This window comes from Nonomuraea terrae (genome assembly GCF_004348995.1).
In the GTDB taxonomy this organism is placed as follows: Bacteria; Actinomycetota; Actinomycetes; order Streptosporangiales; family Streptosporangiaceae; genus Nonomuraea; species Nonomuraea terrae.
The window spans coordinates 1-11,746 of sequence record NZ_SMKQ01000257.1; the positions used below are offsets into that span (position 1 = coordinate 1).

The 11,746-nt window shown below is 69.3% G+C and carries 12 protein-coding genes; 4 read left to right on the forward strand and 8 right to left on the reverse strand.

What is annotated here, in order from left to right:
- Positions 1–145 (forward strand): DinB/UmuC family translesion DNA polymerase (locus tag E1286_RS52270; protein WP_484213926.1); only part of this gene is annotated, 145 nt, incomplete at its 5' end.
- A 3-nt stretch (positions 146–148) separates the two neighbouring features.
- Here E1286_RS52270 and E1286_RS42180 read toward each other — a convergent pair.
- The 7 genes from E1286_RS42180 to E1286_RS42210 form a co-directional block, all read right to left on the reverse strand.
- Positions 149–1,147, reverse strand: coding sequence for an endonuclease VII domain-containing protein (locus E1286_RS42180; RefSeq protein ID WP_132622195.1), 999 nt, complete (start codon positions 1,145–1,147; stop codon positions 149–151).
- A 33-nt stretch (positions 1,148–1,180) separates the two neighbouring features.
- The gene (locus E1286_RS42185) at positions 1,181–1,390 is read right to left on the reverse strand and encodes a ubiquitin-like protein Pup (protein ID WP_132622197.1); all 210 of its coding nucleotides are present in this window, start codon (positions 1,388–1,390) and stop codon (positions 1,181–1,183) included.
- A 198-nt stretch (positions 1,391–1,588) separates the two neighbouring features.
- Positions 1,589–3,103, reverse strand: coding sequence for a depupylase/deamidase Dop (dop, locus tag E1286_RS42190; protein ID WP_132622199.1), 1,515 nt, complete (start codon positions 3,101–3,103; stop codon positions 1,589–1,591).
- Between the two features lie 86 nt (positions 3,104–3,189).
- Positions 3,190–4,284 (reverse strand): acyltransferase family protein, encoded by a 1,095-nt coding sequence (locus E1286_RS42195; RefSeq protein ID WP_246075636.1) that lies wholly within the window; start codon positions 4,282–4,284, stop codon positions 3,190–3,192.
- A gap of 66 nt (positions 4,285–4,350) precedes the next feature.
- Entirely contained in the window at positions 4,351–5,379 is a 1,029-nt protein-coding gene (locus E1286_RS42200) for a pyridoxal-phosphate dependent enzyme (RefSeq protein ID WP_132622203.1), read from the reverse strand.
- Positions 5,380–5,462: 83 nt separating this feature from the next.
- Positions 5,463–7,226, reverse strand: coding sequence for a proteasome ATPase (gene arc / locus E1286_RS42205; protein ID WP_132622205.1), 1,764 nt, complete (start codon positions 7,224–7,226; stop codon positions 5,463–5,465).
- Between the two features lie 204 nt (positions 7,227–7,430).
- Positions 7,431–8,282: a tRNA (adenine-N1)-methyltransferase gene (locus E1286_RS42210; protein WP_132622207.1), complete on the reverse strand. Its 852-nt coding sequence runs from the start codon at positions 8,280–8,282 to the stop codon at positions 7,431–7,433.
- Positions 8,283–8,337: 55 nt separating this feature from the next.
- Here E1286_RS42210 and E1286_RS42215 point away from each other — a divergent pair, with 55 nt between their 5' ends.
- From E1286_RS42215 to E1286_RS42225, 3 genes are all read left to right on the forward strand, one after another.
- Positions 8,338–9,438, forward strand: coding sequence for a GNAT family N-acetyltransferase (locus E1286_RS42215; RefSeq protein ID WP_132622209.1), 1,101 nt, complete (start codon positions 8,338–8,340; stop codon positions 9,436–9,438).
- 172 nt (positions 9,439–9,610) lie between these two features.
- Entirely contained in the window at positions 9,611–9,997 is a 387-nt protein-coding gene (locus tag E1286_RS42220; protein WP_132622211.1) for a hypothetical protein, read from the forward strand.
- 342 nt (positions 9,998–10,339) lie between these two features.
- Positions 10,340–11,167, forward strand: coding sequence for an SDR family oxidoreductase (locus E1286_RS42225; RefSeq protein ID WP_132622213.1), 828 nt, complete (start codon positions 10,340–10,342; stop codon positions 11,165–11,167).
- Positions 11,168–11,219: 52 nt separating this feature from the next.
- On the opposite strand, the gene E1286_RS42230 is transcribed toward E1286_RS42225, so the two are convergent.
- Positions 11,220–11,746 (reverse strand): FHA domain-containing protein (locus E1286_RS42230; RefSeq protein WP_132622215.1); only part of this gene is annotated, 527 nt, incomplete at its 5' end.

An 11,746-nucleotide genomic window follows, 5' to 3' on the forward strand; every position in this document is an offset into this window, starting at 1 on the left:
CCCCACCACCGACCCCGCCACGATCACCCGGACGGCCCTCGCCATCCTCGACCGCTTCGAACTCAACCGCCCCGTCCGCCTGCTCGGCGTGGGCGTCGACTACACCATGCCCCAAACGGTGACGCCCCCCGTGCCCGAACGGTGACGCTCAGCCCACCGGGCTCACCCTCGCATAGAACGCCGAGCGCAACTGCTCCTCCGCCCGCACCAGCTCCCGCAACTCCTCGTCCGACACCACGACCTCCTCGCCGTACGGCTCCACGGCCTCCACGTACGCCAGCGCCCGCCACACCACCGCCGGATCATCCCGGAACTGCCCGATCCCCGTGTTACACGGCAGGCACAACGCGTACCGCACCTCGCCCGTAAGGTGACAGTGATCCACATGCTCCGGCGGCCGATCCCAGCACACCACGCACAATCCGTGCTGAGCCGCGACCATCCGCTCGACGTCCGCCGGCCCCAGCCGATAACGATGCGCCAGGTGATACGCCCGCGTCCGCGCCACCGCCCCGCCCTCGCGGCGCTCCGGCAGCACCACGAACTCCGGCCAGAGCACCTCCCCGTCCAGATAGAGCGCGGCCAGCTCCAGCAGCACCGTGTTGTCGCCGAAGTGGCCGAGCCCGTTGTTGCAGTTGAAGCACAGCACGCCCCGGACCTGCCCGGTGCGGTGACAGTGGTCGACGAACGTGCCCGGGACGGCGCGGCAGACGGCGCAGAGCCCGCCCTGACGGGCGAGCATGCGCGCGAAGTCGTCCTCGGTGATGCCGTAGCGGTAGCGGAGCAGGTAGTTCCGCTCGCTGCCGTGGTTCTTGGCCTTGTTCTCGCGGGCCACGACCGTGTGGCACTGCTTGCAGTAGGAGGTGAGGCCGTCTTTGGTGGCCCGGTTACTGCCGAATTCGGCGTGGGGCTTGATCTCCGAACAGCGCGGACAGAACTTGTGCCCTTCGGGAACCTGAATCCGCTCCCGCACGGCCTTGCCCTGCTCGGCCCTGCGCTTGCGGTAACTCTCCTGGGAACGTCTCCGGAAGCAGGTCTTGCAGTACCGCGCCAGCCCGTCGGCCATGCGCGCATTGCGCCCGAACTCGGAGACCGCCTTGAGCTCTCCGCAGTCCGGGCACCGCTTCACCCCACCAGAGTCGTCCACCCGAGCCACCCCTCAAAACTCGGACAAACCCCCCTATTCTCCGCCCTTCTGGACGTAACTCCTCACGAACTCCTCGGCGTTCTCCTCGAGGACCTCGTCGATCTCGTCCAGAATCGCGTCGACATCGTCCGTGAGCTTCTCCTGGCGCTCCTGGACGTCGGGCGCCGCCGAAGCCTCGGTCTCCTCAACTTCGGCCTCGCGCCGACCGGTCTGCTTCTGGCCGCCGGTGTCCTTGGTTGCCATGTCGTACCTCCGCTTTGGGGGACTGCCTCTACGGGTATCTTCCCCGAACCGGGCGACATTTCGCGTCGATCGCCCGGTGATCTTGCATGGTAGATCAGATAGCAATTCTATCCAATCTTGGATCCCCGTAACCGCAGCAGATCGGGATGTTCCCGGCGTCCCCGAGGAACACTGATTGTGCTCCTCGTCACACCAGGGTCACTCGCCGCCGGTGAGCGCGGCGACGAGGTCGGCGGCGGTCTCGCAGCGGTCGAAGAGCCCCCCGACGTGCGCCTTGGTGCCGCGCAGCGGTTCGAGGGTGGGGACGCGCTGGAGCGACTCGCGGCCGGGGATGTCGAAGATCACGGAATCCCAGGAGGCCGCGGCGACCGACTCGCTGTATTGGCGCAGGCATCGGCCGCGGAAGTAGGCGCGAGTGTCGTTGGGCGGGTGTTCGACGGCGCGCTGGACCTCTTCCTCGGTGACGAGCCGCTGCATGCGCCCGCGGGCGACGAGGCGGTTGTACAGGCCGCGGTCGGGTCTGATGTCGGAGTACTGGAGGTCGACGAGTTGGAGCCTGGGGTGGGACCAGGCGAGGCCGTCGCGGCTGCGGTAGCCCTCGAGGAGTTCGAGTTTGGCGACCCAGTCGAGCTCGGTGGAGAGTTGCATGGGGTCTTCGGCGAGGCGGGTGAGGACGGATTCCCAGCGGTCGAGGATGTCTTTGTTCATCTCGTCCTGGGCGGTGCCGCGTTCTTCGACGAATTTGCGCGCTTGTTCGAGGTATTCCATCTGGAGCTGGACGGCGGTGAGCTTGCGGCCGTCGCGCATGGGGATCTCGTAGCGGCAGGTGGGGTCGTGGGAGACGGCCCGCAGGGCTTGGACGGGGTTCTCGACGGTGAGGTCGCGGGTGAGGAAGCCGTCTTCGATCATGGCGAGGACGAGGGCGGTGGAGCCAAGTTTGAGGTAGGTGGAGATCTCGGACATGTTGGCGTCACCGATGATCACGTGGAGGCGCCGGTATTTCTCGGGGTCGGCGTGGGGCTCGTCGCGGGTGTTGATGATGGGCCGCTTGAGCGTGGTTTCGAGGCCTACCTCGACTTCGAAGAAGTCGGCGCGCTGGCTGATCTGGAAGCCATCGCCGCGGGAGTCCTGTCCGATGCCGACTTTGCCGGCGCCGACGACGACCTGTCGTGAGACGAAGAAGGGCGTGAGGTGGCGGACGATGTCGGCGAAGGGGGTGGCGCGCCGCATGAGGTAGTTCTCGTGGCAGCCGTAGGAGGCGCCTTTGGCGTCGGTGTTGTTCTTGTAGAGCTGGATGGGGGCGTTGGCGGGGATGGCGGACGCGCGGGTGGCGGCGTCGTACATGACCCTTTCGCCTGCTTTGTCCCAGATGACGGCGGCCCGCGGATTGGTGCATTCGGGCGCGCTGTACTCGGGGTGGGCGTGGTCGACGTAGAGCCGCGCGCCGTTGGTCAGGATGACGTTGGCCAGGCCCAGGTCCTCGTCGGTGAGCTGGGTCGGATCGGCCACCTCTCTGGCCAGGTCGAAGCCGCGCGCGTCGCGCAGCGGGTTCTCCTCCTCGAAGTCCCATCGTGCTCTGCGCGCGCGAGCCGCCGAGGCGGCGAGGTAGGCGTTCACGACCTGGGAGGAGGTCACCATCGCGTTGGCGCCTGGCTGGCCGGGTACGGAGATGCCGTACTCGGTCTCGATGCCCATCACCCGACGCACCGTCATGCAACACCCTCTGTTCGTCCGGATCTGTCTATCCGCCGTTTATATGCCCGAGCCTATGCCCTTCACAGTGCCCCAGGGTCACAGAGTTATGGCACCGACGCCTTTTGGACCTCTACGGCGCGAGCTGCTGGGGTTTCTGGGCGTCTGCGGGGCTTGAGAAGCCGCTGGATGGGGCGTTCGGCAAAGGAGTAGACGAGATATGACAGGAGAATCGCGGCGAGTGTCGTGATCGTCACGGTCGTCCATGCGGGCAGGTCGCCGGCGAGCAGCAGCGGGATGAGGGCCACGGCGACGGCGCTGTGGAACAGGTAGAGCGGGTAGGTGGTGCCGCCGAGCGCGGTGAGGAGCCGGGAGGGCTTGAGCCGGAGCAGGCCGAGGGCGGCGAGCGACATCGCGATGTAGATGAGGGTGATGGTGACGATGACGCTGGTGTCGGTGACGGGCATGTTCTTGAAGCCGGCCAGGTCGATGCGGCGGTGGACGCGGTCGAGGGCGGAGCCGATCGACAGGGCGTAGCCGGCGGCCACGTAGAGCCAGGGCAGCCAGGCGCTGCCGCGTTTGTGGCCGTGTTTGTGGATGAGGTAGAGGGCCATGCCGGCGATGAAGTACGGGGCGTAGTCGGGCATGACGATCTCGTTGACCAGGCTGTCGTCGAGCAGCCGGGCGCCGATGACGGCGGCGAGCCAGATGCCGGCGAAGGCCAGGACGCGCCCGTAGGTGACGCCGATGATCACGAGGATGGAGATCAGCAGGTAGAAGCGGAGCTCGGCCCAGAGGGACCAGTAGACGCCGCTGGCATCGGTGATCTTGAACAGCCGCTGGAACATGGTGGCGTTCACCAGGTACTCCCCTGGTGAAAGTTTTGGGTCGAGCGGCTTGGCGGCGGTGAGCCCGTAGAGGGCGGCGATGGCGGCGAGGCTCAGCCAGTACGCGGGGTAGAGCCGGACGAGGCGGGAGCGGGCGAAGGCTCCGAGGCCGCGCCCCCAGACGCTCATGAGGATGACGAAGCCGCTGATGATGAAGAACAGCTCGACGCCGAGGATGCCGAGGCCGGCGATGGGCGCGAGGGCCGGGAATAACTCGGCCGGCCGGTCTCCCCAGACGGAGGCGTACGCGACCAGGTAGTGGAAGGCGACGACCGCCAGGGCGGCGAGGAAGCGGAGGAGGTCGAGTTCGGCCAACCGGCCGTCCCCCCGCGCATGCTTCGGCCGGTTAGGTGAATGCACGCTCCTTTGACGTCACTCTGATCACTTTGGTTCCACTGGTCCTTCCGTTCCCACGAGAAAAATCCGTGACGTCCGGTCGAGGGCGAGCGCGGAGCGGGCTTCGGGGGTGAGGGCGAGCAGTCCGGCGGCTCCGGCCGCGCCGCAGGCGGACAGGCGCACGCCGTGTGCGGCCAGTTCCCGGGCGGCGGCGCGGGCCTGGTCGTCGGTGATGGTCAGGTAGAGGTCGGCGAGGCGGCTGAGGAGTCGGTGGGCGATCAGGGAGGGTTCGTGGCAGTCGAGCCGGCCGAGCGTGGTGGGGGCGCCGGCGACCCGTACGGGGCGGCCGGCGCGGGCGCTCTCGATGAGGCAGGGGGCGCCTTCGGGTTCGACGACCACGATGCGGGGCGCCTCTCCCCAGCGGTCGCGTGCGTACGCCGCGGCGGCCGCGGCGAGCCCTCCGACGCCCGCCTGGACGAACACGTGGGTCGGTGCCGCGCCGGTGTCGGCGAGTTCGTCGAACAGGACGCCGTAGCCGCGCATGACGTGGAGGGGGACGTCGGTGTAGCCCTCCCAGGAGCTGTCGGCCACGAGCCGCCAGCCGTGCTCCTTGGCGGCGTGGAGGGCGGCCGCCATGCTCGCGTCGTAGTCGCCGCCGCTGCGGCGCACGTCGGCGCCGAGGGCGCGCAGCCGCTGGGCGAACGCCTCGGGGACGCCGTCGCCGAGGTAGACGACGCAGGGCACGCCCGCTTCGGCGGCGCCCCGGGCGACGGACAGGCCGTGGTTGCCGGCGCTGGCGCACACGAACGGCGGGCCGCCGGGGTCGTGCTGGGCGAGCAGGTGCACGGCGTACGCGCCGCCGAGGGCCTTGAAGCTGCCGAGCCCCATGCGGGCGCTCTCGTCCTTGACGTATGCGGCGTGGGTGCCGGCGAACCCCGGGATGGTGTGCACGGGGGTGGGCCGGTAGCCGGGCCGCCGGGAGAAGTGGGCCCGGGCCCGCTGCGCGTGCCGGGCGCCGATGAGCTCGCGTTCGCGTTCGGTGTAGGGGGCGCGGCCGGGGTTGGCGAACTCCATGATCGCCATGGTAGGGCGCGCGTTGCCCGGCGAACAGACGACAGGGCCGCACGGGTATGCCGCGCGGCCCTGTCGTCAGGGTCCTACAGGTACTGACCGGTGTTGGCGACCGTGTCGATGGAACGGCCTGCCTCGGTGCCCTGCTTGCCGGAGACGAGCGTGCGGATGTAGACGATCCGCTCGCCCTTCTTGCCGGAGATGCGGGCCCAGTCGTCGGGGTTGGTGGTGTTGGGCAGGTCCTCGTTCTCGGAGAACTCGTCCACGCAGGCCGTGAGCAGGTGCTGCACCCGCAGGCCCTTCTGGCCGGTCTCGAGGAACTGCTTGATGGCCATCTTCTTGCCCCGGTCGACGATGTTCTGGATCATCGCGCCGGAGTTGAAGTCCTTGAAGTAGAGGACTTCCTTGTCGCCGTTGGCGTAGGTCACCTCGAGGAAGCGGTTCTCCTCGCTCTCCTGGTACATGCGCTCGACGACGCTCTGGATCATCCCCTGGATGGTGGCCCCGCGGGAGTCGCCGTGCTCGGCGAGGTCGTCGGGGTGCAGAGGCAGGTCGGGCACGAGGTACTTCGAGAAGATGTCCTTGGCCGCTTCGGCGTCCGGCCGCTCGATCTTGATCTTGACATCCAGGCGGCCGGGCCGCAGGATCGCCGGGTCGATCATGTCCTCGCGGTTGGAGGCGCCGATGACGATGACGTTCTCCAGGCCCTCGACGCCGTCGATCTCCGACAGCAGCTGAGGGACGATGGTGTTCTCCACGTCGGACGACACGCCGGAGCCTCGGGTCCGGAAGATCGAGTCCATCTCGTCGAAGAACACGATCACCGGGGTGCCCTCGGAAGCCTTCTCACGCGCCCTCTGGAAGACCAGGCGGATGTGCCGCTCGGTCTCGCCGACGTACTTGTTGAGCAGCTCCGGGCCCTTGATGTTGAGGAAGAAACTCTTGCCGGACTGGCCGGTCTTCTCCGCGACCTGCTTGGCCAGGGAGTTGGCGACGGCCTTGGCGATCAAGGTCTTACCGCAACCGGGCGGGCCGTAGAGCAGCACACCCTTGGGAGGACGGAGCTTGTGCTCGCGGAACAGGTCGGAGTGCAGGTAGGGCAGCTCGATGGCGTCCCTGATCTGCTCGATCTGCCGCATGAGGCCGCCGATCTCCTCGTAGGAGATGTCCGGGACCTCTTCCAGCACCAGTTCTTCGACTTCGGACTTCGGAATGCGCTCGTAGACGTAGCCGGAACGAGGTTCGAGCAGGAGTGAGTCGCCGGCCCTGATGGGCTGGCCGACCAGCGAGTCGGCCAGGCGCACGACGCGTTCTTCGTCGGCGTGCGAGATGACCAGCGCGCGCCTGCCCTCGTCGAGCAGTTCTTTGAGCATCACGATCTCGCCGACCTCTTCGTAGCCGAGGGCTTCGACCACGTTGAGCGCCTCGTTGAGCATGACCTCCTGGCCACGCCGCAGCGAGTCGATGTCGACACTGGGGCTGACGTTCACCCGGAGCTTGCGACCTCCGGTGAACACCTCGATCGTGCCGTCTTCTCGGGCCTCCAGGAAGGTGCCGAAACCGGATGGCGGTTGCGCCAGCCGGTCGACCTCCTCCTTGAGGGCGACGATCTGGTCCCGGGCCTCCTTGAGCGTTGCGACCAGGCGTTCGTTCTGGCCGGTCACGGCCGCGAGATTCGCCTGTGCCTCATGGAGACGCTCTTCGAGGACCCTGGCCTGACGGGGTGACTCGGCCAGCTTCCGCCGCAGCGCGGTGATCTCCTCCTGGAGGAAGGAGACCTGTGTTGAAAGATCAGCGACCTCCCGTTCGCGCTGCGCGGCTCGAGCCTCAGCATCATCGCGAGCTGCCACGCCCCGTCACCTCCTTCCCAGTCGAGGGCGACTACTTAGGACCTTACCTATCTCGGGCCCCTCCGTAACCTGGCCGGGCAGTGTTCGTAGAGTGACATTCAGTATTCGTTGAATAATCCCCAATAGGGCGTTTAATACTCCCAGCATATGAACACGGTCATCTGTTCCCGTGTCACGCACCAGCGCACCCTCGTGGCCAAATTGTCATAGTTCTTCGGTGGTCCCCTTCGGTCGTCGGCGGCGCGGCGGCGGGGCGACGCCGTCGGCCATGCGACGGGCGGAGACGAGGAACCCGGTGTGGCCGATCATCCGATGATCGGGTCTCACCGCGAGTCCTTCGACATGCCAGTCGCGAACCAGGGTCTCCCACGCATGGGGCTCGGTGAAACACCCGTGATCGCGAATGACCTCCACGGTCTTGGACATCTGGGTGGTCGTCGCGACATAGCAGCAGATGACGCCACCGGGGGTGAGCGCCTTGGCGGCGGCGTCGACGCACTCCCACGGGGCGAGCATGTCGAGGATGACGCGGTCGACGTCGGCCTCGTCGATCGAGGTGACCAGGTCGCCGACGACCAGCCGCCAGTTGTCGTCCATCGGGCCGCCGTAGAACTTCTCGACGTTCTTGCGCGCCACGTCGGCGAACTCCTCGCGGCGCTCGTAGGAGGTGACGTGGCCCTCGGGGCCGACGGCGCGCAGCAGGAAGCAGGTGAGCGCGCCGGAGCCGACGCCGGCCTCGATCACCCGGGCGCCGGGGAAGATGTCGGCCATGCCGACGATCATCGAGGCGTCCTTCGGGTAGATGACGGCGGCGCCGCGCGGCATGGCGAGCGTGTAGTCCTGCAGCAGGTGACGGAAGGCGAGGTACTGGGTGCCGCCGGACGAACGCACGACGGAACCCTCAGGCTGCCCGATCAGGTCGCCGTGGGGGATGGCGCCCTTGTGGGTGTGGAAGACGCCGTCCTCTTTGAGGGTGATCGTGTGGCGCTTGTTCTTGGGGTCGGTGAGCTGCACCTGATCCCCCACCTGGAAAGGCCCATGCCTGCGGAAACCCATGGCGGCAAGGTTATAGGGCTTTCGGGGGCGTCAGGACGCACGATATCTATGGGGGATGCTCCCTCGCGACGTGATCTCCACCGGCTCCTTGATCCTGCGGCCACCGGCCGGGTCCGATCTCGAGGACATCGTGAAGATGAGCGACGACCCGGTGACCGCGCGCTACCTTCCGCTGCTGGCGCGGCCGTACCGGATCGAGCACGCGCGCGAGTACCTCGGCATGGCGGCGGCGCGGTGGGAGGACGGCGGGGCCGAGTACGCGATCACCGAGGGCGGGCGGCTCGTCGGCTCGATCGGGGTGCGGCCGCCCGACCACTGGGGGGTCTCGGAGATCGGTTACGTGGTGGCGCCGTGGGCGCGCAACAGGAACGTGGCCGCCACGGCGGCGCGGGCGCTGACGGACTGGGCGTTCGACCACGGAGTGCGCCGGGTCGAGCTGCAGGCCGAGGTGGAGAACCTGGCGAGCCTGCGGGTGGCGTACAAGGCGGGGTTCCGGGAGGAGGGGCGGCGGCGGGAGGCCAAGCGGCTGCGCGACGGGCGGTACATGGATCTGGTCACCTTCGCCAGGCTCAAGGGGGAGGCGGCGCCGCCGGCGGAGCCGTACCTGCCGTTCTTCGCGGGCGGGGAGCTGAGCGACGGCGTGGTGCGGCTCGTGCCGCTGACCGTCGAGGACGCGCCCGACTACCACCGGATGATGGCCGACCCGGACGTGGCCGCGTACGCGGTGAGCCCCCCGAGCACGCTGGAGGACGACGAGCGGCGCTGCCGGTACACCGGCTACTGGTGGGTGTCGGGGCAGCGGGTGGAGCTGGCGATCCGCGACGCGGCCTCCGGGGAGTTCGCCGGGCACCTGCAGCTCACGCAGGTGCTGCCGCCGCTGGCGCAGGCCATGGTGGGCTATTCGCTGCTGCCGTCCCACCGGGGCAAGGGCTACATGACACGGGCGGTCCGGCTGCTGGTGGACTGGGCGTTCGCGAACACGCCGCTGCACCGGCTCGTGGCGGGCACGGACGTCGGCAACGCGGCCTCGCACGCGGTGCTGGAGCGGGTGGGGTTCCGGGTGGAGGGCGTGCACCGGGAGCTGTTCCCGAAGCCGGACGGCACGCGGTCCGACGACATGGAGTGGGCGCTGCTGCGGTCGTCGTGGCAGCGGTAGTGGTTGCGGTCGGCCGTGCGCCTTGGCGTCATGGTCCGAAATTTCCGATTTCTTGCCCAGGGCGGCGCCGGGAGCGATAGTCGGGGGCAGCCGCACGTGACGGCTCCCGTCTCGCCGCCTCCGCTCCGAGGGACGACCGCGATGCCCCAGCACAGTGTCGATGTCGCCATGCGTGAAACTCATCACCGCGTTCTCCTGCCTGCCCGCGGCGTCGCGCGGCAGCCGGCCGCCGCGGCGGTCGGGGGAACTGGGCGCGCGGGCGTGTCCGGTCTGCTCGATCGGCTGGCGCGGGCCGGTGGCTGAGCGAGTCGGGAGTGCTGAAGGAGGGCGCACCCGCAGCGGATCGCCTTCGTGTCCGTGGACGCTGGTCCCGCGCCACGACCGGTTCGGGGACGGGGAGGAGCATCTGCTGGGCCGGTACGCGACGGCGGCCGGGCGGGCGCTGGAGGCGGCGAGCGGGCTGGAGGCGGCGGTGCGGCTGCTGCGCGGCGTGGGGGCTTTCGGCGCGCAGGGCCGGTTCGGTACGGACCGGATCACAACGAAAAGGACGGCCGGTTAGGGGGCGCATTTCGCGGATGCTCCCGCCAAGGCTGGGTTCGGCAAATGTCGCCGGACTGCAGATTTCTCGTTATTCACCAATTGCCATCGGCATATTTCCGCCATTTCGCGGGAAGCGGTTGCCGGCGTATTCTCGCCTCTCCGGCCGAGGCCTGAAGGCCCTGTGTCGCAGCGGATCCCGCCCTCGCGGTGGCCCGCGCGGACGGTCGCGACCCACTCATTTCGGCACCATTTCGGCCCTCGGGGCGTGGGCCGTCGGGGACATCCGACGCCGACTAATGCCGCTTTTTCGCCATAAAACGCGCACATGTGCGACTGCTGTGGTCCAGTAACGTGACCGTCCATGAAAGTGCTCATCGCAGGCGGCACGGGTTTCCTGGGCGGCGAGCTCGTACGGCTCTGCGCGGCCGCCGGTCACGACGTGGGCGCCACCTGCCGGTCCACCCGGCCGCCGGAGCGGGCGGGCGTGGCGTGGCTGCCCGTCGACCTGCGTTCGCGCGAGGGCGTGTGCGCGGCGCTGGAGGCGTTCCGGCCCGACGTGACGATCAACGCGGCGTACCGGCAGGGCGACTGGGCGGCCACGGCGGACGGGGCGGCGCACGTGGCCGTTGCCGTGGCGCGTACCGGCGGGCGGCTGGTGCACGTCTCCAGCGACGCGGTCTTCTCCGGGGCGCGGCCCCGCTACGACGAGACGTGCCCACCCGACCCGATCACCCCGTACGGCGCGGCCAAGGCGGCGGCCGAGACCGCCGTGCGGGCCGTCCTGCCCGAGGCCGTGATCGCCAGGACGTCCCTGATCGTCGGGGACGGCGCGTCGGTCCACGAGGCGCTGGTGCGCGCGCTGGCGACGGGCGCGGGCGGCGGGCGGGTGCTGTTCACCGACGACGTGCGCTGCCCGGTGCACGTCCGCGACCTGGCGGCGGCGCTCCTGGAGGTGGCCGGAGGCGACTTCGGGGGCGTGCTGCACGTCGCGGGCTCCGACGCGGTCAGCCGGTACGAGCTGGGCGTGCTCATCGCCCGCCGCGACGGTCTCGACCCGGCGCGCCTGCCGTCCGGTCGCCGCGCCGACGCCGGCGTGCCGGGCCCGGTGGACGTACGGCTCGACTGCACGGCCACCCAGCGCCGGCTCACCACCCGCCTGCGCGGCGCCCGCGACTTCGTTCCCGGCTGAAGCCGAACGCCCGCGCCCCGTCATCCGGACGCGGGCGTACGGCGACGAAGGGTTACCCGCGGTGCGCCTCGAAGCGGAGGGTGCGGGACACGCCCACGCGCACCGTCGTGCCGGGAGCGATCGTGACCGGTTCGTTCGGTGGGATGTCGTAGAAGTTGGGGTCGCCGGGCGGCTGGATCTGGGTGCCGTTGACCGAGCCGAGGTCGACCAGGTTGACGTCCCAGCCGTCGAGCGCGACCCGCAGGTGGCGGCGCGACACCGAGCCGTCGGGGCTGGTCACCTTGGCGGGCCTGGCGCTGCCGCCGGCCACCTCCGGCGCCCGCTCGGGGTCGCGGCCGAGCAGGTAGTCGGTCTCCAGGGGCAGCGCCGTGCCGTCGTCGAGGATGAAGACGCCGAGCGAGGGGCGCGGGCCCTTGTAGGGGACCAGAGTGCGCTGGACCAGGGCGATGCCGCAGACCGCGCAGTAGGGCGCGCGGGGGTCGTTGAAGTGGTCGTTCTTGCAGTCGACGCCGTAGACCATGGGGCGGTCGCCGTGGTCGGGCTGCTGCTGCTCCTGCTGCCCCTGGTGCTCGTAGGGGT